This is a genomic window from Pseudomonas flavescens, assembly GCF_013408425.1.
In the GTDB taxonomy this organism is placed as follows: domain Bacteria; phylum Pseudomonadota; class Gammaproteobacteria; order Pseudomonadales; family Pseudomonadaceae; genus Aquipseudomonas; species Aquipseudomonas fulva_A.
On record NZ_JACBYV010000001.1, the window covers coordinates 3,358,243 to 3,381,564 of the forward strand.

21 protein-coding genes are annotated in these 23,322 nt (G+C 62.6%); 3 read left to right on the forward strand and 18 right to left on the reverse strand.

The features are described 5' to 3' along the window. Positions 1-21 precede the first annotated feature (21 nt). Positions 22-1,062 (forward strand): DUF2157 domain-containing protein, encoded by a 1,041-nt coding sequence (locus FHR27_RS14970; RefSeq protein ID WP_042555436.1) that lies wholly within the window; start codon positions 22-24, stop codon positions 1,060-1,062. Between the two features lie 27 nt (positions 1,063-1,089). Here the strand turns inward: FHR27_RS14970 and FHR27_RS14975 are convergent, their stop codons facing one another. The 8 genes from FHR27_RS14975 to bacA all read right to left on the reverse strand — a co-directional run bounded on the left by FHR27_RS14975 (position 1,090) and on the right by bacA (position 12,216). Further along, complete coding sequence (locus FHR27_RS14975; RefSeq protein ID WP_042555435.1) at positions 1,090-1,776, reverse strand: phospholipase D-like domain-containing protein; 687 nt, start codon at positions 1,774-1,776, stop codon at positions 1,090-1,092. 2 nt (positions 1,777-1,778) lie between these two features. Next, the gene (locus FHR27_RS14980) at positions 1,779-2,357 is read right to left on the reverse strand and encodes a rhomboid family intramembrane serine protease (protein ID WP_264650072.1); all 579 of its coding nucleotides are present in this window, start codon (positions 2,355-2,357) and stop codon (positions 1,779-1,781) included. Continuing rightward, positions 2,354-7,585 carry a DNA repair ATPase gene (locus FHR27_RS14985; protein ID WP_179538958.1) on the reverse strand — a complete coding sequence of 1,744 codons (5,232 nt, stop codon included), beginning with the start codon at positions 7,583-7,585 and terminating at the stop codon, positions 2,354-2,356. The genes FHR27_RS14980 and FHR27_RS14985 overlap by 4 nt, the downstream gene beginning before the upstream one ends. Before the next feature lie 85 nt (positions 7,586-7,670). Then, a complete protein-coding gene (locus FHR27_RS14990; protein WP_042555433.1) occupies positions 7,671-7,910 on the reverse strand; it encodes a hypothetical protein in 240 nt (79 codons plus the stop codon). Between the two features lie 128 nt (positions 7,911-8,038). Further along, a complete protein-coding gene (locus FHR27_RS14995) occupies positions 8,039-10,087 on the reverse strand; it encodes a flotillin family protein (RefSeq protein WP_042555432.1) in 2,049 nt (682 codons plus the stop codon). A gap of 90 nt (positions 10,088-10,177) precedes the next feature. Further along, positions 10,178-10,804: an OB-fold-containig protein gene (locus FHR27_RS15000; protein WP_179538959.1), complete on the reverse strand. Its 627-nt coding sequence runs from the start codon at positions 10,802-10,804 to the stop codon at positions 10,178-10,180. A gap of 89 nt (positions 10,805-10,893) precedes the next feature. Further along, the gene (locus FHR27_RS15005) at positions 10,894-11,589 is read right to left on the reverse strand and encodes a PspA/IM30 family protein (RefSeq protein ID WP_179538960.1); all 696 of its coding nucleotides are present in this window, start codon (positions 11,587-11,589) and stop codon (positions 10,894-10,896) included. 12 nt (positions 11,590-11,601) lie between these two features. Further along, on the reverse strand, positions 11,602-12,216 hold the full coding sequence (gene bacA / locus FHR27_RS15010) for a biofilm formation regulator BacA (RefSeq protein ID WP_179538961.1): 615 nt from the start codon (positions 12,214-12,216) through the stop codon (positions 11,602-11,604). Between the two features lie 260 nt (positions 12,217-12,476). Between bacA and FHR27_RS15015 the strand changes: the two genes are divergently transcribed. Further along, positions 12,477-13,199 carry an endonuclease gene (locus tag FHR27_RS15015; protein WP_179538962.1) on the forward strand — a complete coding sequence of 241 codons (723 nt, stop codon included), beginning with the start codon at positions 12,477-12,479 and terminating at the stop codon, positions 13,197-13,199. 207 nt (positions 13,200-13,406) lie between these two features. Here FHR27_RS15015 and thrC read toward each other — a convergent pair whose 3' ends face one another. The 10 genes from thrC to ffh form a co-directional block, all read right to left on the reverse strand. Then, entirely contained in the window at positions 13,407-14,816 is a 1,410-nt protein-coding gene (gene thrC, locus FHR27_RS15020; protein ID WP_179538963.1) for a threonine synthase, read from the reverse strand. A gap of 179 nt (positions 14,817-14,995) precedes the next feature. Continuing rightward, entirely contained in the window at positions 14,996-16,300 is a 1,305-nt protein-coding gene (locus FHR27_RS15025) for a homoserine dehydrogenase (protein WP_042555426.1), read from the reverse strand. Between the two features lie 105 nt (positions 16,301-16,405). Continuing rightward, positions 16,406-17,131: a DsbC family protein gene (locus tag FHR27_RS15030; RefSeq protein ID WP_042555425.1), complete on the reverse strand. Its 726-nt coding sequence runs from the start codon at positions 17,129-17,131 to the stop codon at positions 16,406-16,408. A gap of 107 nt (positions 17,132-17,238) precedes the next feature. Beyond that, positions 17,239-18,135, reverse strand: a complete 897-nt coding sequence (xerD, locus tag FHR27_RS15035; RefSeq protein ID WP_042555424.1) for a site-specific tyrosine recombinase XerD — start codon at positions 18,133-18,135, stop codon at positions 17,239-17,241. 50 nt (positions 18,136-18,185) lie between these two features. Then, positions 18,186-18,593: an acyl-CoA thioesterase gene (locus tag FHR27_RS15040; protein ID WP_042555423.1), complete on the reverse strand. Its 408-nt coding sequence runs from the start codon at positions 18,591-18,593 to the stop codon at positions 18,186-18,188. 268 nt (positions 18,594-18,861) lie between these two features. Continuing rightward, positions 18,862-19,212: a 50S ribosomal protein L19 gene (gene rplS / locus FHR27_RS15045; protein ID WP_042555422.1), complete on the reverse strand. Its 351-nt coding sequence runs from the start codon at positions 19,210-19,212 to the stop codon at positions 18,862-18,864. Between the two features lie 41 nt (positions 19,213-19,253). Further along, the gene (trmD, locus tag FHR27_RS15050; protein ID WP_042555421.1) at positions 19,254-20,006 is read right to left on the reverse strand and encodes a tRNA (guanosine(37)-N1)-methyltransferase TrmD; all 753 of its coding nucleotides are present in this window, start codon (positions 20,004-20,006) and stop codon (positions 19,254-19,256) included. Between the two features lie 4 nt (positions 20,007-20,010). Then, positions 20,011-20,547: a ribosome maturation factor RimM gene (gene rimM / locus FHR27_RS15055; RefSeq protein WP_042555420.1), complete on the reverse strand. Its 537-nt coding sequence runs from the start codon at positions 20,545-20,547 to the stop codon at positions 20,011-20,013. A 7-nt stretch (positions 20,548-20,554) separates the two neighbouring features. Then, positions 20,555-20,806, reverse strand: a complete 252-nt coding sequence (gene rpsP, locus FHR27_RS15060) for a 30S ribosomal protein S16 (RefSeq protein WP_042555419.1) — start codon at positions 20,804-20,806, stop codon at positions 20,555-20,557. A gap of 144 nt (positions 20,807-20,950) precedes the next feature. Beyond that, positions 20,951-22,327 carry a signal recognition particle protein gene (ffh, locus tag FHR27_RS15065; RefSeq protein WP_042555418.1) on the reverse strand — a complete coding sequence of 459 codons (1,377 nt, stop codon included), beginning with the start codon at positions 22,325-22,327 and terminating at the stop codon, positions 20,951-20,953. Between the two features lie 193 nt (positions 22,328-22,520). Between ffh and FHR27_RS15070 the strand changes: the two genes are divergently transcribed. Further along, a complete protein-coding gene (locus tag FHR27_RS15070; RefSeq protein WP_042555417.1) occupies positions 22,521-23,321 on the forward strand; it encodes a cytochrome C assembly family protein in 801 nt (266 codons plus the stop codon). The last annotated feature ends 1 nt before the right edge of the window (position 23,322 follow it).

Here is a 23,322-nt window from a genome sequence, read left to right on the forward strand (position 1 = left end):
ACGCCTTACAGGGACTCGTTCATGACACTCAAGATCGACAGCAGCGACCTGAAGCGTGCCGTCCAGGCCGGCGTCCTGCAGCCGGGTCAGGATCAGGCCCTGGTGGACTTTCTCCAGCACGATCCACACAGCCGCCCCAGCTTTCAGCTCTCCCATGTGGCCTACTACTTCGGTGCGCTGCTGATCATCGGGGCCATGGGCTGGCTGATGACCGAAGCCTGGATGAGCATCGGCGACACTGCGCTACTGCTGATCAGCGCTGCCTATCTGCTGCTGTTCTTCCTCGGTGGCCGCAGCCTGTGGCAACGCGGCCAGCCGATTCCGGGCGGCCTGCTGGCGGCGGTGGCGGTGAGCCTCGTGCCGCTGGTGGTGTTCGCCGCCCAGCGTGTATTCGGCCTGTGGCCCATGGGGGACACGCAAACCGACTACGCCGACTACTACCGCTACGTGCAAGGCGGTTGGCTGCTCATGGAAGTCGCCACCATCGTTGTCGGCCTGCTGGTGCTGCGCGTGATGCCCTTCCCGTTCATCGTCATGCCGATCGCCGTGGCCCTCTGGTTCATGTCGATGGATCTCAGCGAACTTTTTCATGACGAGTACATCACCTGGGAACAACGCCGTGACGTTTCGCTCTGGTTCGGCCTGCTGGTGCTGCTCGTCAGCCTGCTGGTCGACGGGCGCAGCAAACAGGATTTCGCCTTCTGGGGTTACCTGGCGGGCCTCACCGCGTTCTGGTGCGGCCTGAGCCTGCAGGACAGCGGCAGCGAGTTCGGCAAGCTGCTCTACTGCCTGATCAATCTGGGCCTGATCGGCCTCGCCGTGCTGCTGCGCCGCCCGCTGTTCATGGTCTTCGGCGCGCTGGGCGTGGCGGGTTACCTCGGCTACCTGGCCCATGACGTGTTCGAGGACTCGCTGCTGTTCCCGGTGGTGGTCAGCCTGATCGGCCTGGGCGTCATGGGCCTCGGGCTGCTGTACCAGAAACGCCGGGACGCCATGAGCAGCGCGCTGCGTCGGCACGTGCCAGCCAGCTGGCAGACGCTTCTGCCAGCGTTGCGTCGCTGATCTCGCAAAGCCGCCTTGCGCCGCCGCTCAGCCCGGGCGGTAGCGAGTCCACAGCCTGTCGAACTCACGCGCATACTCGGCGACCAGATGAGGGTCGTCGGTCACCAGCAGGTTTTCCTCGTTGCTGACACTGGCGCTGCGCGTCCAGTTGAAGCTGCCGTTGAGCAGCAGGCGCCCGTCGAACAGGGCGAACTTGTGGTGCATATGAAACGGGCTGTTGTCGATCCGCAGCGGCACGCCCTGGTCGATCAGGCGCTGGATATCGCTGCCGGCATCGAAGCGTTTCTCGTTGTCGCTGATGATCCGTACAGCCACGCCACGGCGGTGCACGGCGATCAGCTCGTCACTGAGCTGGTCATCGGAAATGGTGTAGACGCACACATCCACCGACTCCCGGGCCTGTTGGCATAGGCCGCGAATACGCTGACGGCAACTTTCCCCCGGGCTGAAATGCGCGCTGGCGTGGCCACGGGCCGGCGAGCAGCGCACCTCCAGGGTCTTGATCACCTGCTCCAGCCATTTCAGGGCCGGCATGGCGTCCTCGGGGTTGCCGACCAACTCGCGCACCAGAGAGAAGGCGCGGTTGCGCAGGTAGCGCACCTGATCAGGCGTCAGGTCGTTGCCCAGTTCACGCAGTTCATCTCGCTCATCGTTGCTGAGCGTGAGGTCCGCGAGGCTGTCACGCAGGTGTTGATCAAGGCGATCGAAATCCATTTTTAACCCTGCCGAGTTCGTTTTCGGGTGCGGCGCTTTTGCCCGCCCCGCTGCCATGAAGCGTAAAGTCCGCCGCACAATGCGCCAGCCAGGTGATATTCGAACGACACGCCCTGCTGCGGCAGCAGGCCGAAGAAGAAGCCGCCGTAGAGCACCAGAGCCAGGGCCGCCAGCAGCAGATCCGCGAAGCTGCGACGGAACCAGGCGCGCCCGAGCAGCAGCCCCCACAGCCCGAACAGCCAGCCACTGGAGCCGACATGAATGCCCGGGCGGCCGAACAGCCAGACCAGCAGACCACTGGCAACGATGATGAACAGGCTGGCACGGACGAACTCGCGGCGCGACTCCAGCAGGGCCAACGCGCCCAATACCAGAAAGCCGCTGAGATTGCCGAACAGGTGCAACCAACTGCCGTGCAGCCAGGGCGCCAGAAGCACGCCGGGGAGCGCTTCCAGCACACGCGGAATCAGCCCCCAGCGGTTCAGGCTGTAGCCGTCCAGGCTGTTGACCAGTTGCAGCACGACCATCAGTGCGGCGATACCGAACAACAACTTCAGCCGCGGCAACAGCCAGAGCGTCACGGCGTGTCGCCGCCCTGCCCCATCATCCGGGCGATCTCACGCAGTTGCTGGGCCATGTCGCCCATACGCTTGTGGGTCCCCAGATCGATGTCGATCTTCTTGTCCATGGCATTGATCAGCGGCACCACACCGTCTTGCAGGCCATCGGCGAGGCGTTCGAGCAGCGCCTGGATGCCGGGTTGCGGCTGCGCCTGTACGGCCACCTCCACCTTCGGCTGCACTTCGCGCAAGCGTTCCAGGCCAGCCAGCAGCTCCTGCCAGGGCACGGCGGCAGGCGCGGGCGCAGCCTGCTCGCCGCGAGCCAGGCCACGCACCCCCTCGACCAGATCGTTGAGCTGCGCCACCACGCGCCCGCCGATGTCGGAGTCGCTGCCGCCCATGGCCTTGTTGCGCATGAAATCGCGCTTGATCTGCGCCCAGCGCTCGAGCTGCTCGGGCGTCTGGTTGCCACGCAGCTCGGCGAGCTTGAGCAGATTTTCCTCGGCGCCGGTGGTCAGCAGCTGCGATTCGCCCTGGTAGTGATCGGCGATCAGTTGCAGCAGCTCGGCGTCGTTCATCACCGAGGAGATCTTCTCGGCCATCTTGTTCATGTTGCGGTAGCTGCCCTGCAGCTTGAACGAGGGCTCGGTACGGTACTCGTTGGCCTGGGCAGCACTGGCGATGTACTGCTGATTGACCTTGAGCACCACGTCGCGCACCTGCATCAGGCGCTGCAGGGTGGAGACGATTTCGTTGACCTCGGCGCCGCTGTAACCGTGGCTCAGTTCGTTGCTGGAGAACGGCTTGCCTTCGGCCTTGGCGACGAAGCGATAGACATCGGCCATATCGCGGGTGGCCAGCGGCGCCAGCACCGGATTGGACGTCAGGCCGTTCTCGATGTAGCTGAGCGCGAAAGCCTCTTCCATGCCGCCCAGGGTATCGCCCAGGTTGTAGATATCCGCCCGGTTGGCCAGCATGTCAGGGATCTTGAATACGTCGCCGGACTCGGTATAGGGGTTGCCCGACATCACCACGCAGAACTTCTTGCCGCGCATGTCGTAGGTCTTGGTGCGGCCCTTCCACACGCCCTCGATGCGCCGGGTACCGTCGCACAGCGAGATGAATTTCTGCAGGAATTCCGGGTGGGTGTGCTGGATGTCGTCGACGTAGAGCATCACGTTGTTGCCCATTTCCAGCGCCAGGTTGAGCTTCTCCAGCTCCTGGCGAGAGGTGGCGTCGGGAGCCTGAGCCGGGTCGATGGACCGCACTTCGTGGCCGAGGGCCGGGCCGTTGATCTTCATGAAGATCAGACCGAGGCGGTGAGCCACGTACTCCATCAGGGTGGTCTTGCCGTAGCCAGGCGGCGAGATGAGCATCAGCAGGCCCATCAGGTCGGTGCGCTTGCTTTCACCGGCGGTACCCATCTGCTTGGCCAGGTTGTCGCCGATGACACCCAGATACACATCGTTGATCAGCTTGTTGCGCACGAAGGAGGACAGCGGCCGTGGCTTGAACTCGCTCAGGCGCAACGCATCGCGCTCGCGATTGACCACCTCCTGACGCAGTGCCTGATAACGCTGCAGAGCCGGCAGGAACGTCTCGCGGTGGTGACGCAGACGCTGGAAGAAATCGTCCAGCGCGAATGCCAGGGTGCCCTGCTCGATGCGTGGATGATCGCCGAGCAGGCCGTCGACGCGCACCTGCAGATCCGCCTCGGTGACACGAACCGGCAGCTCGGCATCGATAAGGCCGAGGGCCACGGCCTCGGGTACATAGGCCTGGGAGGCCGCGCTCTGTTCGGCGCAATAGGCACGCAGCCAGTTCTCCGCCAGCGCCCAGCGCTGATCGGGCCTTCCGCGCAGGCGCTCCTGGGCTTGCAGGTAGCCGTCCCACATGTGTGCGGTCTGCAGGTGCTGGCGCAGGCCGTCGAGCAGATCGCGGGCGTACTTGCTGACCACGAACTCGACGCGCTCGGCAGCCAGCTCTTCGACCAGATACTCGGCAGCCTCGCGCAACGGCGCCGCCTCGAACGGCATCGGGTGGCGTGCCAGGAACCCCTGCATCGCCGCCAGCACTTCGGCACGCAACTGCACCAGGCCTTCATCACGACCGAACAGCTTGCGGATGTTGGCGCAGGTGTGGGCGCGCTCGGCCCAGTGGGCGGCGTCCATGTCTTCGCGCCAGCGGTTCCAGAAGAACAATGCGAAACCACGGGCCAGAGGCGTGTAGGTCAACAGCCCGGCGCCTTCGCGCAGCGCCAGCAACCTGAGCAGGATGGCCACGGCGTCCTGGTCGTGAATGCCCTTCTGGTAGCCTTCCTTGTAGCGCGGTGCCGCGAACTCTCGGATGCGCTTGATCAGTTCCTCGGGCTGACTCATCTGCGCCTTGAGCAGGTCGAGGCTGAGCCCCTCGGCGTTACGCACGGCGGCGTCGAGGACCAGACCGGCGAGGAACTCGCCGCGGTACAACGCGGCCGATTCCGACTCCAGCGCCACCTGCCAGTAATCGCGCAACGCCTCCAGCTCGCGGTCGTGCAGGGGTTCGAGAAAATCGGTGCCGGTCAGGTGCAGGAACAGCCCGTCGCCACGGGGCAGCAGGGTCAGGTCCAGTTCCTGGGTGTTGACGGCGAAGCGGTGGCGCGGCCCCAGCTTGATGACATCACCGCCCTCTTCGAACAGTTCGCTCTTGTCGCGCAGCGCACGCACGGCCTGGTCCCGGGCGCCCTTCAGACGCGCCTCGACATCATCGGCCTTGACGCTGTCCTTGAGCTCGCGCAGGCGTTCGGCCAGTTCACGCAGCTTGAGAATCAGCGGGTCAGCGGCGAAGAACGCATTCAGTTCTTCGGCCTGGTCGAAACGCGCGGTGCGCCGGCCCAGGCTGTCGAGGATGCGCCGGGCGGCATCGAGCAGGGCCTGAGCCTTGCGCTGACGCTCGTCGAGCAGGGTCTGCTTGTGGGCCTCGAAGGTTTCCAGCAGCTCCTCGCGCTTGGCCAGAATGTCGCCGAGAAACTGCTCGTGGTCACCGAACTGGCTCTCCAGTTCTTCAAGTTGCACCAGCAGACGCGACAGCTGCTCGTCGCAGCGCTCGGGATCCTGGGCCAGCGCCAGGGCGTTGGTGATGCTCTGGCTGAACAGCTTGAACTGGGCGCCGAACTGCGCCACGGTTTCCGTCGAGCCAAGCCCCTTGCGGCGCTGCTCGGCTCGCGCCTTGGCCTGGTTGAGCTTGGCGTACACCTCGGAAATGGCGTCGACGATGCGGGTCCGCTCGGTGGCATCGTCGATCTGCAGCGAAGCCATCAGCCCGGAGAGCATGTCCAGGTTGGCGGCCATCTCGCCCAGCCCTGCCAGGGGTTCGGCCAGTTGCGCCACGGTCTCGGCTTTCTGCGCCTGGGCATCGAGTGCCTGCAGGTTGTCGTGATACGGCTGTAGCGCGGCATCACCTGCCAGGTAGCTTGAAGTGGCAGCGGCAGTCTGCTCGCGGGCTTCGAGCAGCGCCTGCTCCATGGCGTCGATACGTGCCACGTCGATGTAGCGATAATCGCGGATGGTCAGCAACTGGCCGCGCTGGGCGGTGATGGCGTTGAGTGCCTCGACGTACTGCTCGACCTTGTCCCAGCTCTCCGAGCGCAGGCTCTCGAGCAGCGCCTTCTGCCGACTTTCCGCACTGGCCATGGCCGTGGCCGACTGCTGGCGAATGCTCTCGACCTTCTCGAATTCGTCGAGCACCAGCTCGCCGGTCGCCGCGATCTCGCGCAGCAACGGTGCCATACCCGCGCACTGCGGATCGCTGAGCCAGTGATAGACGTCGAACAGCCGCCGGGTGTTCTGACACAGCAGGGTGTAGCGCGGCACCGAGACTTCGCGGCTGTCGATCTCGCGGCTGAGGTTGAACAGGTCGGAGACGCCGCGCACCAGCTCGGCATTGCCGATTCGCCCGAAGAAACCGCTGCGTGCCGGCTGACGCGCGGCGTACTCCTCGCTGCAGAATGGCGTCTGCCAGATCTGCATGGGGTGGATGCGCGTCGGTTCGTCGCCCTCGGCGGAAAAGATCACCATGCGCCCGTCTTCCAGGCGCGCGTAGCCGTGGCCGAAGATCGGGTTCTGCAGCTGCCGGGTGACCAGGTTGTAGGTCAGCAATACCGCCCGGCCTTCGCCCGGGTGGTAGAAGATGTATTGCACGTCTTCGCCATTGGGCGAACGCACCGAGCGCTTGAAGCGCATGCCGGCCATCGACTGCTCGAAGGTCTTGTGTTCACCGTTCTGCAGGTAATAACCGCCGGGGAAGATGATGCCGTGGTCTTCGGGCAGTTGCACGCAGGCCAGGCCGATGGCATCGATGCGCTCGACCTTGCGGGTCAGCCGGTTGAACACCAGATAGCGCCACTGTTCCTCGCGGTACGGCAGGATCTTCAGCAGAATCAGGCTACCCAGGGCAGCGAACTCGACCTGGGCATCGTCCAGCGACTGGGTCTTGTCCACCACCTCTTCGCGGTAGATGCCCTCGCCCTTCTCGGTGTTGTTCTCGACCTTGATCGTCAGGTCGCCACCGATGGTCTCGACGAATACCGTGTCGAGGATGTTCAAGTGCGGGAAGCGCCCGTTGACGGTCATGTCACGGGTGGTTTTCTGCCATTCGAAATCGAACGGCGCCGGCAGCGCGATATCGCGTTCGCCGCGGTTGTCGATGTAGCGCACGTCCTTGCCGTCGAGCGACAGTGACCAGCGAAACACGCGAATGTCGGTGATGCGCTCGCCAATCTGGAAGCTCGCCAGCAGCTTGCCGTCACGGATCGCCAGCTGCAGCAGCCGGGTGTTCTTGTAGTAGGTGTAGAGCTCGTTGAAGTCGTTGACGAAGCCGCTCTGCGCCAGGAAGGTGCCCTCGAGAACGATCGACTCGGCCTCATAGCCCTCCGGCCCTTCCACCAGCCGGTAGAGCGAGAACACGTCGGCGACCGAGGTTTCCTTCTTCAGGCCGAGGAACACGTTGTAGCCGAACAGCAGCCAGTCGCCGACCTGGACGATATCGCGGGCGATGCAGTTGTTCTCGGTACGGATGCGAACCCGACCGGTCACTTCCATCTGGCTGCTGCCGAACTCCTGTAGACGCTGCTCGTTCAGTGCCTCGGTATTTTGCCGCAGGCGCAGCCCCTGCTCCTGCAGGCGCTTGTGCAGCACCTCATAGGCACCGCCTTCGGCAACGGCTTTGTCGAGAATGTCCTGCTGGGTGTTTTCGGCTTGGGCGTCCGACATCGTGGTCTTCCTGAATCTGCGCTGTCTGCAAGCAAAAGCGCGCCTACCGCGAGAGGGCGGCGCGAAAAGCGATTTCTAGCGGTGCTCAGGCACCGATCTTCCTGGCGACTTCGGCGAGCTTGTCGCGCATCGGCTGGTCGAGTTCCTCCGGCTTGATGCGGGCGATGATCCGCGTCAGCACACGAATCTCGTTGTCATCGATCACGCCGTCGCGCTCGGCGATCGCCAGCAGCGAGCCCAGTTCGTCTGCATCCAGGCGGCCGTCGTCGGCAAAGCACTGGATCGAACGAAAGGTCATTTCCAGATGATCTCTTGGTTCTGACATGAAACATTCCTTGTAGAGTGATTGAACGCTGTATCTGCAACGTGTGGCAGGGAGCAGGCTTACCTGCTCCCTGCCATCGCGAAGCGGTTGGTTGCATGGGGCGCCAGCGACGCCCCATGCATCGTGCATCACGCCTGCTCGGTATCCGGCTGCACGGGCTTGGCTTCCGGTACGCGGCCCTGCAACAGACGGGCAAGCACGTCCTGAACCACCGGGCTCTTGCCAACCACGCCCTCGATGGCCTTGCCCACCGACAGCGACTTGGCGAACGAGTTGAAGAAGTCGCCTTCGCCGCCGACGATCTCGATCTTCGCCTTGGCCAGCGCGGTGGCCAGAACCTCGGCCTGATCCTTGGCGATTTCCTTGTTCGCCGCGATGGCCGCCATGGCTTCCTCGAAGCTCTTCTCCAGCTGCATGCGGAACTCTTCGTGCTGACGGGCGTTGTCGCTGAGCGCGTCGAGGGCACCGAACTTCTTGCCCAGGCCTTCCGCTTCGGCGTTCAGACGCTCCAGCAGTACCTGCGCCTCGGCCATGCCCAGATCCTGGGTCGCCTTGGCCTTGGCCACGCCGAGCTGCTCTTCGCCTCGTGCCTGCGCGCCGAGCTTCTCTTCCAGCACCTTGGCATCGGCCAGGCCGTCCTTCTCCTTGGCTGCCGCCTGCGCTTCGGTCACACGAGCCTGGGCCAGGCCCTTCTCCTGCTCGCCCTTGGCTTCGGCAATCAGACGTTCGGCCTGCACACGAGCCTCGGCGAGACCTTCCTTCTCCTTGGCTGCAGCGGTGACTTCACGCACCCGCGCATCGGCCAGACCCGGCGCAGCGCGCTCGGCTTCGATACCCTCGGCGAGCTTCTTCTTCGCCTCGGCGCTCTTGGCAGCGGCCTCCAGCTCGGCCTGGGCGAGGTTGTTGATTTCCACCGCCTTGTGCTTGGAACGGGTTTCGTCCGCTTCGGCCTGCTTGACCTGGCGCACCAGCTCCTGCTCGGCTTCGGCCTGGGCATTGATCACGGTGACCTGCTTCATGCGCTCGGCTTCGGAAACCTCACGGACTTCCTTGATGCGCTCCTCTTCCTGAGCCACGGTCTTCTCGACCGCAACCCGCTCGCGCACCACGCTGGCGATGTTCTTGCGCTCTTCTTCCAGCGCCTTTTCCTTCTCGATGCGCTGCAGTTCGACTTCGCGCTCGCGGGCCACCACTTCCAGATCCTTGGCGCGGGTCACCTTCTCGACCTCGATGACCACCGCACGCTGGCGGTTCTGCTGCGCCACTTCCACTTCGCGCTGATGGTTCTCGGCGCGGATGTCGAGCTCCTGCTGGGTCTGGATGCGCGCCTGCTCGGCCTTCAGACGCTCTTCTTCCTTGACCTTGAGGGTTTCCGCCTGCTCACGGGCCTGGATGGTTTCGATCTCGCGTTTCTGGCGCGCTTCGGCATCGGCCTGCTGACGCTCGAGGGCCAGCGTCGCCTCGCGGGTTTCGACGTTCTTCTTCTTGATCGCCAGTTCTTCGTTGCGCTCCAGGTCATTGGTGATGACGTTCTGCGCAGCGGTCAGCTGGGTGATCTTGCGGATACCCTCGGCGTCGAGAATGTTGCTCGGGTCCAGAGAGCTCTTGGCGGTCTGCTCCAGGTAATCGATGGCCACGTCTTCGAGCACGTAACCATTGAGGTCGTTGCCGATCACCTCGACGATGCGGTCACGGAATTCCTGACGGTTCTCGAACAGCTGGACGAAGTCGAACTGCTTGCCGACGGTCTTCAGGGCTTCGGAGAACTTGGCGTTGAACAGCTCGTTCACCGCCGCACGATCGGAGGCACGCTCGACGCCGATGGCCTTGGCGACCTTGAGCACGTCTTCCTGGGTCTCGTTGACGCGCAGGTAGAACGCCACGGTGATGTCCGCGCGCATGTTGTCGCGACAGATCAGCCCGTCTTTGGCGCGGCGATCGACTTCCAGGGTGATCAGGGAGATCTTCATGAACTCCTTGAGGTGGATGACCGGGTAGACCAGCGCTCCGGTGAAGTGCACCTTGGGCGTCGACGACATGTCGTTGACGATCAGCGCCGTCCCCTGGGGAACCTTGATGTAGAAGGCCTTGAACAAGGCCAGCAGCCCAACGATCAGCAGGGCGACCAGGCCGACCCCGACCAGCACGGGAATCAACGACGGTGGAAGGTTATACATTGCGCTCAATCTCCTTTGAGGCGGATGGAACCGGCTGAAAGCTGGATCACGACCTGCCGGACTGCTGCCCGGCAGACGCTGATCAGCGCATCAGATACCCCGGAACTCTTCTTCAGTTATCACCCGGTAAGCATGCTGCGCTTCCAGGTATTCCAGTAAAACGACACGGTCGCCACGCTTGAAGCCCAGCTGTTCGTCAGCCCGAACCCGCAGAATCAGGCCGGCACCACCGTCTTCGAGCATGGCCTCGCCATGGCTGGCGGTCACCCGGCCACTGCGCACCACGGCGGTCTGACCGAGCACGCTCTTGCTGCTGGTCACTTCCAGTTTGAGGAACAGCGGGCGCAGCGGCGCGCACAGCAGGCGCGTCGGCGGCACGGCAAGAAACAACGCGGCCACTGCCACCAGCGCGCCCAGGGGGTAGCGCAGCCACTCCAGTGGCAACAGGCCAAGCCCCCAGAGGTCGACGAAGTAGCTGATGAACCAGGCGAAGAAAGACAGCAGGGTCAGCACCAGGGTGAGCGGTACGTCACGCAGCTTGAGTTTGGACAGGAGTGCCGCGGCCGGGCCGTCCAGTGCGGAGTCGGCTTCGACGTCGAGCACGTCGATCTCGATCAGGCCAAACGCGACGATGACCCAGTACACCACCGCCAGACACAGCAGGAAGCTGAAGATGACGGTGGGGAAAGCCAGCGAGATCTGCAGGAAGATTTCCATGATTTCCTATCCCTGAAAAACATGGCAGAGCCCATCGGCTCCACCATTCATGACGTACCACAGCCACCTGTCGTGGCTGGCCCGATGAATCAGGGCTTGGCTTTGTCCTTGAGACGCGCCAGCACGCTGTCGGCACTGGTCTTGTCGGCGACGATACCCGCCGCACGCAGCTTGGCATCCAGCGAGTCATCCGGGGTGGACGCCTCGGCAAGCTCGGCCGCGGCTTCCATCTTGGCCGCACGCTCCGCCTGCTGCTGCTTGATGCGCTCCAGCGACTCGACCGCCGTGTGCAGCTTGGCCTGGGAACCACCGTAGCGCTGCGCCACGGCCATCTGCGCCTTCTGCACGCTTTCGGTCGCCTTGACGGTGTCCACCTGCTGCTTCAGGCGTTTGATGTTGGCCTCGGCCTGGGTCACGGCCTTGCGCAATTGCGCCACGCTGGCGGCATAGCCATCAGCCTGTTCACGATCGCTGGCCAGCTCGATCTCCAGGTTGGCGATCTTGCCGGCCACTTCACCGGCCAGTGCCTCATTGCCCGCTTCCAGGGCCTTGAGCGCGTATTGCTCGTACTCGGCGACCTTGGCTGCGGATTTACCGGCACGTTCGGCGGCCAGCTTCTGCTTGGCCATGATCTCGGCCAGGGCTTCCTTGGATTTGCGCAGTTCGACATCGGCGTCGCGGATTTCCTGATCGAGAATGCGCAGCGCCTGCCCATCGACCAGCGTCTCACCCAATTCGTTGGCACCGCCACGCAGCGCCGTCAGCAATTTGCTCCAGACGTTCATCAGCGTTTCTCCTTATGCACTGGCCTTGAGGAAGTCTTCGTAGGCTTCGGTCGCCTTGATGACGTTGTCTGCCAGGGTTTCGATCTCCAGCACCACGTTGGGCAGGATCGACGAGGCACTCAACGCACCGAACATGGTGTAACAGGCCTGCCCGTCGGGCAGGGTTTCGAGGCCGACGCTGGAGAGCGGGAAAAGCTTGTGGCTACGCAGCACTTCCTCGTTGAAAGCGGCAGTATCGCGCACGTCACTGGCAGGCCAGAGCAGCGCCTCGACGATGATCTGATCACCGAATACCGCAATGAACAGCGGCAGATCACCATAGTCCTTCATGGTCACGTGCAAACTGGCATCGGCGCCCTGAATCAGCTCGACGGCAGCGCGGCCATCAGCAAACGGCTCTGCCCCTGAAAGCGCATCGAACAACGTTTGTGCAGTCCAAACCTGAGGCATGCTCACCCCCTCCTCCATTGAAGCCAGCTCCGACTGGGGCTGGCGCAGTTTCCGTTCGACCGCCGAGAGCCGCTGGGCATGCTCGGGCAGTATCCAGACTTCCTTTTTCACCAGCCCCTGTTCGCGCAGACGCTGGCGAAAGAGACGCTGATAATGAGCTGAGGATTTGTTTTCCATGAAACGCAGACTAGAACATTACATGTGACATATCAACGCATCACATGTAATTAATTTAAGGCCGTCGATCAGGCCTGGAATGATGCGAAGGAATGGATGGAGCGGGAGACATCCCGACAATTAAACCGATTGCGCGAGGAAAAATCCGCCGACCCTTTCGCAGTTGCGCAAAAGCCAGGACGCAACGACCGCGCCATCAATTGGCTAGCCTTGGCATCCGGCTGCGAACCGGTATGATTCGCCCCTTTTCGGAAAGCCGCATGCCGTCCCGCAGCCTCCTCGCCCTGCTCTGCCTCATCCTCTGCACATCGATCTTCGCCGCACCACCGCAAACCTTCAGCCAGGCCAAGAAAATCGGCTGGAAGCTCTATGAGCGTCAGTCGGTGGAGTTCTACTGCGGCTGCAGTTTCAGTGGCAACCGCGTCGACCTGAAAAGTTGCGGATACACCCCGCGCAAGAATGCCAACAGGGCCGCCCGGATCGAGTGGGAACACATCGTCCCAGCCTGGCAGATCGGCCACCAGCGCCAGTGCTGGCAAAACGGCGGCCGGCAGAACTGCAGCAAGAACGACAGCGTGTATCGCCGCGCCGAGGCCGACCTGCACAACCTGGTACCGGCGATTGGCGAGGTCAACGGAGATCGCAGCAACTACGACTTCGGCTGGCTACCCCAGGCGCCCAGCCAGTATGGCGCCTGCGCGACGGTGGTCGACTTCAAGGCCCGCAAGGTCATGCCGCGCAAGGAAGTACGCGGCATGATCGCCCGCACTTACCTGTACATGAGCGACCGCTACAAGCTCAAGCTGTCGAGACAGAATCGCCAGCTGTTCACCGCCAGGAACAAGACCTACCCGGCGCAGCAGTGGGAACGCCAGCGCAACCAGCTGATGGGGTGCGTCATGGGCTGGGCAAACCCCTACGTCGGGCAACTGGACAAGCGCTTGTGCCAGCAGGCACCGATTACTGCCGTCAATCGGCAGTAGGGCCTGGCGGCGATCAGGCAAGGCGGGCCGTGGTTTGGCGGGCTAAAGCCCAACCTAGGACCTGAAAGCTACAGAACCGCTTTCCTGGGAGCACGCCATACGCTCGAATCGTGGGCATTGCCCGCTTCCACAGCAGTCAGTCGCCCCCTGAAAACGCGAAAGGCCGGCACCACCAGGTGACCGCCTTTCGCCTTGCAGCGTTATCGCTTAAAGCGGCTTGCCGCGATTACCGTGGGCAGCCACGAATGCCTGCACCGTCTTCAGGTCGTTGGCCAGTACGGTACAGCGCTCGTCGCGCTCGAACAGATCGGCCAGGTGCGGCGGCAGCGCCGGCGACTGATCGACGGCAGCCTTTTCCACCGCTTCCGGAAACTTGACCGGATGCGCCGTACCGAGAACCACCATCGGCACAGCCAGGCTGCGACGGCATTCGCGAGCGGCACGCACGCCAATGGCGGTGTGCGGGTCGAGCAGTTCGCCAGTGGCGGCGTACACCTCGGCAATGGTTTCGCAGGTCTGCTCGTCGCTCACCGCAAGGGAGTCGAACAGCTTGCGGGCCTCGGTCCAGCGATCGTCCTCGACGGTGAAACCACCGGTCTGACGGAACTCGGTCATCAGTGCCGCGATCGACGAACCGTTACGACCGTGCAGGTCGAACAGCAGGCGCTCGAAGTTCGACGACACCATGATGTCCATCGACGGTGACAGGGTCGGATACAGCTCACCCTTGGCGTACTGATTGCCGCTCATGAAGCGATGCAGGATGTCATTGCGGTTGGTGGCGACGATCAGCTGGCTGATCGGCAAGCCCATGTTGCGCGCCAGATATCCGGCGAAAATATCGCCGAAGTTGCCGGTCGGCACCGAGAAGGCCACCGAACGCGCCGGGCCACCGAGCTGCAGCGCCGCATGGAAGTAGTAGACGATCTGGGCCATGATCCGCGCCCAGTTGATCGAGTTGACCGCCACCAGGCGAGTGCCCTTGAGGAAACCCTGGTCGGCGAAGCTGGCCTTGACCATCTCCTGGCAGTCATCGAAGTTGCCCTCGATGGCGATATTGTGAATGTTGTCGCCCAGGATGGTGGTCATCTGCCGGCGCTGCACTTCAGACACGCGGTTGTGCGGGTGCATGATGAAGATGTCGACGTTGTCGCAGGCCTTGCAGCCCTCGATGGCCGCCGAACCGGTATCACCGGAGGTGGCGCCCATGATCACCACGCGCTCGTTGCGCTTGGCGAGCACGTAATCGAGCAGGCGACCCAGCAGTTGCAGGGCGAAATCCTTGAACGCCAGGGTCGGACCATGGAACAGCTCGAGCACCCACTCGTTGCCGTTCAACTGGCGCAGCGGCGCCACGGCGGAGTGCTCGAACACACCGTACGTGTCCTCGAGGATCTTCTTGAAATCGGCATCCGGGATGCTGCCGGTCACGAACGGACGCATCACCCGGAACGCCAGCTCGTGATACGGCAGGCCCGCCCAGGAGGCGATCTCTTCCTGCGTGAAGCGTGGCAGGTTTTCCGGCACATAGAGGCCGCCGTCAGTGGCCAGACCGGCCAGCAGAACATCTTCGAAATTCAGGGCCGGTGCCTGGCCGCGAGTGCTGATATAGCGCATTGTCTGCAAACCTTCGGTTCGAGCGGCAAGCTTCAAGCTTCAAGCGTCGAGCAACAGCACAAGTGCCTTGCTCGCGACTTATCGCTTCTCCCCTGCTGCGGTGTTCAAGTTCAGTTCATCAAGCGAGCAGTGAACCCAGAGGCCCTCTTGCAGCTTGAAGCTTGCAGCCGTAGCTGCTTTCAGTTCAGTTGTTCGACGCGGATGCGCACGACATTGCCGACCACGTCGCTCAGCGCTTCGAGCGCTGCAATGGCGTCGTTCATGCGCTGCTCGGCAACGCGATGCGTGACCAGGATCATCGGCACCAGGCCATCCTGCTCTTCGACTTCTTTCTGCATGATCGATTCGATGTTGATGCCGCGCTCCGACAGGATGCTCGCCACCTGGGCCAGCACGCCGGGGCGATCCTTGGCCTGAATGCGCAGGTAATAGGCGCTTTCGCAGTCGGCGATCGACAGGATCGGATGGTCGGACAGCGAATCCGGCTGGAAGGCCAGGTGCGGCACGCGATTGGTCGGGTCGGTGGTCAGGGCACGCACCACATCGACCAGATCCGCCACCACCGCCGACGCGGTCGCCTCCATGCCAGCGCCAGCACCGTAGAACAGCGTGCTGCCAGCGGCATCGCCATTGACCATCACCGCATTCATCACGCCATTGACGTTGGCGATCAGGCGGTCGGCCGGAATCAGCGTCGGGTGCACGCGCAGCTCGATACCGGCCTCGGTACGGCGTGCGACGCCCAGGTGCTTGATACGGTAGCCCAAGGCTTCGGCGTAGTTGACGTCAGCAGTGGTCAACTTGGTGATGCCTTCGGTGTAGGCCTTGTCGAACTGCAGCGGGATACCGAACGCGATGGACGCCAGAATGGTCAGCTTGTGGGCCGCGTCGATACCCTCGACGTCGAAGGTCGGATCGGCTTCGGCATAGCCCAGCGCCTGCGCCTCGGCGAGCACGTCCTCGAAAGTACGGCCTTTCTCGCGCATTTCACTGAGAATGAAGTTGCCGGTACCGTTGATGATCCCCGCCAGCCAGTTGATACGGTTGGCCGCCAGGCCTTCGCGAATCGCCTTGATCACCGGGATGCCACCCGCCACCGCCGCCTCGAAGGCAACGATCACGCCCTTCTCGCGAGCGCGGGCGAAGATCTCGTTGCCGTGCACGGCGATCAGCGCCTTGTTGGCGGTCACCACATGCTTGCCGTTGTCGATGGCCTTGAGCACCAGCTCACGGGCGATGCTGTAGCCGCCAATCAGCTCCACGACGATATCGATTTCGGGGTTGCTGGCTACTGCGAATACATCGTTGGTAATGCTAATGCCGGTCGACTGGTACTGAGGCTTGGGTGTACGGGTGGCAATCTGCGCCACCTCGATGCCACGCCCGGCACGACGCGCGATTTCCTCGGCGTTGCGCTTGAGCACATTGACGGTACCGCCACCGACGGTACCCAGCCCACAGATGCCTACTTTGACCGGATTCACACTAGACTCCCCAACTGCACTGCGTAAAACGGCTGGAACACGCGCCAGCCGTGGAAAAAGAGCCGCACATTACGAAGCGGCCGTTCGATAGTCAATCAAGCCAGATCACTTGGCTTCCAGCGCCAGTTTTGCCAACTGCGCCGCGGGCTGATAGCCCGGAATCATCTTGCCGTTTTCCAGAATGATCGCCGGCGTGCCATTGACCCCGATCATCTGCCCTAGCTGATACTGCTCGGCCACGGGATTGTCGCAGGTGGCTTCGGCGACCGACTGACGCGATTTGGCCTGATTCATCGCCGCCTGGCGATCCTTCGAGCACCAGACGCTGGCCAGATCCTTCGCACCCTTGCTGCCCAGCCCCTGACGCGGGAAGGCCAGGTAACGCACTTCGATACCCTGCTTGTTGAGCTCGGCCACTTCGCTGTGCAGCTTCTGGCAGTAACCGCAGTCGGTGTCGGTGAACACGGTGATATGCGCTTTCGGTTGCTTGGGCGCGAACACCACCATGTCCTTGGCCGGAATGGCGTTGATCTGCTTGGCGATGGCGCGACTCTCTTCGGCCTCGGTCAGGTTGATGGCCTGCCCGTCCTTGAACTGGAACAGGTAACCCTGCATGACGAACTGCCCGTCGGCACTGGCATACAGCTGGCGACCACCCTTGAGCTGCACCTGGTAGACGCCGGGCATCGGACTTTCGGCAATGGCCTCGATCGGCAGATCAGGCTGGATCGACAGCAGGTTCTTGCGAATCGTCTGATCCGGGTCGGCGGCATGGCCGAGGGTGCTGACCAGGCCAAGGGCCATGGCCGCGAAAATGCGGGTCACACGCATGAATACTCCTATCGAGCGACGGGGTGACAAGGGAAGAACGAAGACTACCACAACCGCAGCCGCGGGCCGCAGGGCCGGGACGCAAAGCGCGAACTGCCGCAACCGGCTTACCCCCGCGGATGGTGCTGTGCGTGCAGGGCCTGCAAGCGAGCCCGCGCCACGTGGGTGTAGATCTGCGTGGTGGACAGATCACTGTGCCCCAGCAGCATCTGCACCACGCGCAGGTCCGCGCCATGGTTGAGCAGATGGGTCGCGAAGGCGTGCCGCAGCGTATGCGGCGACAGCGACTTGGCGATGCCGGCCACCCTGGCCTGATGCTTGATGCGATGCCAGAAGGTCTGCCGGGTCATCTGCTCGCCGCGCAAACTGGGAAACAGCACATCGCCCGGCCGACCACCGAGCAGCGCCGGCCGCGCCTCGCGGCAGTAACGCTCGACCCAGCCGATCGCCTCTTCACCCATGGGCACCAGGCGCTCCTTGCTGCCCTTGCCGAAGACCCGCAGCACGCCCTGACGCAGATTGACCTGTTCGAGCGTCAGCCCGATCAGCTCACTGACCCGCAACCCACAGGCATACAGCACCTCGAGCATCGCGCGGTCACGCAGGCCAATGGGGTCATCCAGATCGGGGGCCGCCAGCAGCGCCTCGACATCCGCCTCGGACAGCGACTTGGGCAACGGCCGCCCAAGCTGGGGCATGTCCACCTGCAGGGTAGGATCGGTTTCGATCACCCCCTCGCGCAGCAGAAACCGGTAGAAGCCGCGCATCCCGGAAATCAGCCGCGCCGTGGAGCGCGCCTTGTAGCCTTCGTTCATGCGCCAGGCCAGGTGATCGAGCAGCACCTCGCGGCCGACCGCCTGCAGCTCGACACCACGCCCCTGCAGCCAGCCATTGAGCAATGCCAGGTCACTGCGATACGCAGACCGGGTATGCACGGACAAGCCTTTCTCCAGCCACAGCGTCTCGATGAAGCGCTCGATCAGCGGATGGTCGACTGCGGACATCGATTATCCCCAAAACGGAAGGTTTGGCGGCACCAGCGGCACGCGCACGATCAGAAACCCGGCAGCACCGCTACCGGCTTGCCATCCTCGCCCATCGCCACGAAGCTGAAGGCACCACGAATGGCGAGCTCGCGGCGGGCGCCGTACATGTCCTCGACGAACACGTCGACCTGCACCTTCATGCTGGTATTGCCGACCGCACTCACGCGACCGACCAGCTCGACGATGCTACCGGCCGGGATCGGATGACTGAAATCGATACGGTCCGAGGACACCGTGACCAGCGGCAGCCGACAGAAACGGGTGGCGGCGATGAACGACACTTCGTCCATCCACGCCATGGCCGTACCACCAAACAGGGTGTTGTGATGATTGGTGGTCGGCGGAAACACCGCCTTGGCCACACGGGTCTCGGAAAGCTCGGTACGCCGCTGAATTTCCTGCTCTCTGGGGGTCATTACTCAGAACCTGCTCACAACGTTGGTGTGCATATTGGACACGAAAATCGCACCCAACAGGAAAGGACTCTACAAGGCGAAAGCGGACCTTCGGTTTGGTGGGCTGAAGCCCACCCTACAGCCGCGCATCTAGCCGTAGGGTGGGCTTTAGCCCACCAATTGTCCCCCGACTACGAAAGGCTGCTTTCGCCACGTTGCTGCCACTTCGACGAACGCCAGAAACGAAAAAAGCAGCCCAGGGCTGCTTTTTTCGTGAGGGAAGCGTGGCTTAAGCCAGCTTCTCCTTGATGCGTGCTGCCTTGCCGGACAGGTCGCGGAGGTAGTACAGCTTGGCCTTGCGAACGTCACCACGACGCTTGACGGACAGGCTGTCGACCAGCGGGCTGTAGGTCTGGAAAGTACGCTCAACGCCTACGCCGCTGGAGATCTTGCGCACGGTGAAAGCGCTGTTCAGACCGCGGTTACGCTTGGCGATTACCACACCTTCGAACGCCTGCAGACGCTGACGGTCACCTTCCTTTACTTTTACCTGGACGATTACGGTGTCGCCCGGGGCAAAGGTAGGGATCTCTTTGCTCATCTGCTCAGCTTCGAGTTGCTGAATGATCTTGTTGGTCATGCTGCGCTCCTAAGACGGGCCATCAGGCCGGCCATCGATATTTAGTTATCGTCCCGCTGGCGGATGTATTCCTCCAGCAGCTTTTTCTCTTCCCCAGAAAGCGAGCGGCTATCCAGAAGATCGACACGGCGTTCCCAGGTGCGTCCCAGGGACTGCTGCAAACGCCAGCGCCGGATGTGTTCGTGGTTGCCGCCAAGCAGCACCTCAGGAACACGTTTATCCGCATACACCTCCGGACGGGTGTAGTGCGGGCAGTCGAGCAAGCCATCCGTAAAGGAGTCTTCCTCGGCCGAATCTGCATGACCCAATGCACCAGGCAAAAGGCGCGTCACCGCATCGATCAGCACCATGGCCGGCAGCTCACCGCCGGACAGGACGTAGTCGCCAATCGACCATTCCTCGTCGACGTGCGTTTCGATGAAACGCTCGTCGACGCCTTCGTAGCGGCCAGCGATGAGGATCAGACGCTCCTCCTTCGCCAGCTCGCGTACCGCCGCTTGCGTCAGCGGGCGGCCTTGTGGCGAAAGGTAGATCACCTTCGCCTGACCGCCGCTGGCCTGCCTGGCATCAGCCAGTGCATCTTCGAGCGGCTTGATCTTCATCACCATGCCAGGACCACCACCGAAGGGGCGGTCGTCAACGGTGTGATGACGATCCGTGGTGTAACTGCGCGGGTTCCAGCAGGTCAGCTGCAACAGCTCCTGCCTTACCGCACGGCTGGTAATGCCGTAATCGCCGATGGCGGCGAACATTTCCGGGAACAGCGTAATGACATCGACGCGCAAGCTCGGCATGGCGTCAGAAGTCCGCATCCCAGTCGACCCGCATCTCGCCAGCCTCGAGGCTGATCGACAACACGCACTGTTGCGTATAAGGCAACAGACGCTCGCGATCATCGAGACTGTCGATGCACGGCTTGACCACCATCACATCATTGGCACCGGTCTCGAACAGATGGTCGATCTTGCCGAGCAATTGCCCCGCCTGATCGATGACCTTGAGACCTATCAGCTGATACCAGTAGAACTCACCGTCTTCCAGCTCAGGCAGCAGGCTTCTGGGAACGCAGATCTCGAAGCCGGCGTAGGTACGCGCAACCTCACGATCATCGAGCCCTTTGAGCCTGGCGACCAGAACCTTGCCCTGCAAGCGTCCACCAGCCAGTTCAACCTGTTTCACCTCGCCATCGCGCCGCAGCGTCCAGCGAGGGTAATCGAGCACGTTATCCAGAGGATCGGTAAAGGAAAACACCTTCACCTCACCCTTGACGCCATGCACCGAGACAATCTTGCCAAGAACCATCAGATCCTCGGCGGGAGCCGGCGTCGTGCTCATAAAGTGCTTAGGCAGCAGCCTTGGCAGCTTCTTTCAGCAGCTGAGCAACGCGCTCAGACGGCTGTGCGCCCTGGCCCAGCCAGTAGGTAGCGCGCTCTTGATTCACGGACAGCTTGATTTCAGCACCCGAAGCGACCGGATTGAAGAAGCCAATACGCTCTACGAAGCGACCGTCGCGCGCATTGCGGCTGTTGGTCACGGTCAGGTGGTAGAAGGGGCGCTTTTTGGAGCCGCCACGAGCGAGACGAATAGTTACCATGTGAACATCGTTCCTGTAGTCGGTGCTAACTTGAGGCACACATCAAAAATGGGCCTAGGCCCGAAAGGCCGCATATTCTAAGGATTATGCGGCTGTTTGCAAATCTCTTTTTCCGCCGGCCGTCGATAGGCCCGCGCAGAGGCTTCAGAACTTCGGCATACCGCCGCCCGGCATCATGCTGCCCATGCCGCGCATCATCTTGGCCATGCCGCCTTTGGCGCTGAATTTCTTCATCATCTTCTGCATCTGCTTGTGCTGCTTGATCAAGCGACCGATGTCCTGCACCTGCGTACCGGACCCCTGCGCGATGCGACGTTTGCGCGAACCGCTGATGACGTCCGGGTCGCGGCGCTCGGCCGGCGTCATGGAGTTGATGATCGCCTCCATCTGCTTGAACTGCTTCTCCGCCGCACCCTGGGCACCGCCCATCTGCGACAGGTTCACGCCACCCATCTGCGGCAGCTTGTCCATCAGGCCGCCGAGGCCACCCATGCTTTTCATCTGCACGAGCTGGTCACGGAAGTCTTCGAGATCGAAGCCCTTGCCCTTCTTCAGCTTCTTGGTGAGCTTCTCGGCCTTGTCGCGGTCGAGAGTCTGCTCAGCCTGCTCGATCAGGCTGAGCACGTCGCCCATGCCGAGGATGCGCGAGGCGATCCGCTCGGGGTGGAAAGGCTCGAGCGCTTCGCTCTTCTCGCCCATGCCGATGAACTTGATCGGCTTGCCGGTGATCGCCCGGACCGACAGTGCGGCACCACCCCGGGCATCACCGTCGACCTTGGTGAGCACCACGCCGGTGAGCGGCAGTGCGTCATTGAAGGCCTTGGCGGTGTTGGCGGCATCCTGACCGGTCATGGCATCGACCACGAACAGGGTTTCCACCGGCTTGACCGCGGCATGCAGCGCCTGGATCTCGGCCATCATCTCGGCATCGATGGCCAGACGACCGGCGGTATCCACCAGCACCACGTCGATGTACTTGAGCTTGGCCTCGCGAATCGCCGCCTCGGCGATGGCCACCGGCTTCTGGGTGATATCGGACGGAAAGAACGTCACGCCGATGTCGTTGGCCAGGGTTTCCAGCTGCTTGATCGCTGCCGGACGGTAGACGTCCGCGGACACCACCATCACGCTCTTCTTCTTGCGCTCCTTGAGCAGGCGCGCCAGCTTGCCGACGGTGGTGGTCTTGCCCGCGCCCTGCAGACCGGCCATCAGCACGACGGCTGGCGGCGTAGTGCTCAGGTCGAGGTCTTCGTTGGCCGCCCCCATGAGGCTTTCCAGCTCCAGGCGCACGATCTTCACGAAGGCCTGGCCAGGCGTCAGGCTCTTCGACACCTCGGTACCGACCGCACGGTCCTTGACCCGACCGACGAAGTCCTTGACCACGGGCAGCGCCACGTCGGCCTCGAGCAGCGCCATGCGCACTTCGCGCAGGGTGTCCTTGATATTGTCCTCGGTCAGTTTGGCCTTGCCAGTGACGCTACGCAGGGTCTGCGAGAGGCGATCTGTTAAATTTTCGAACATGCGCGTTCCTTTCAGGCCGTCGGGCCGGGATGGGCTGGCAGCAAACGGCGGATTATAACGGAGACTGCCGCGCTTTCGAGGCTTCTTTGTCGGAGCCGCTGCGACATATGAGACCTGATACCACTTGCGGTCTTTTGGCGACAACCGTTGTGTGCCACACTCAGCGCCTTTCAGGCCTTGTCATTCAGGATCTATGCACCCTCTGTTGCCCAGCCTCGCCGCCGCCATTTTCTATTTTGGCGCCGCCAGCTACCAAGGCCTGCACCTGACCCGTCGCAGCACACCCAGCAAACGCATGCTGGCGCTTCTTGGCGTCATTGCCCTGTTCTTCCATGGCGGCAGCCTGTTCATGCAGATGCACAACAGTGCCGGCCTGACCCTGGACTTCTTCAACACCGCCAGCCTGATCGCCTACACGGTGATCGTGCTGATCCTGCTGGCCAGCCAGCGCATGCCGGTGGAAAACCTGCTGCTGTTTCTCTTCCCACTTGGCGGCCTGACGGTTCTGTTCGCCCAGTTCATGCCCAGCGGTACCACCCAGCCGATTGAAGAAGGGCCCGGCATCCTCGCTCACATCCTGCTGTCGATCGTGGCGTACGGCATGCTGACCATCGCCATGTTCCAGTCGCTGTTGCTGCTGGTCCAGGATCATCAGCTCAAGCACAAGCACCCCTCAGGCCTGATCCGCAACTTCCCGCCGTTGCAGACCATGGAAAGCCTGCTGTTCGGCTTCCTGTGGTGCGGCTGGGCCCTGCTCTCGCTGTCGCTGCTGTCCGGAGCGATCTTCATCGACAACCTGTTCACCCAGCATCTGGTGCACAAGACCATCCTCTCCTGCTTCGCCTGGGTGGTATTCGCCGTGCTGCTGTGGGGTCGCCACCAGCTTGGCTGGCGCGGGCACAAGGCGATCCGCTGGACGCTGGCCGGGTTCTGCCTGCTGATGCTGGCATTCTTCGGCAGCAAGCTGGTTCGCGAATTCATCCTCCACATCTGAC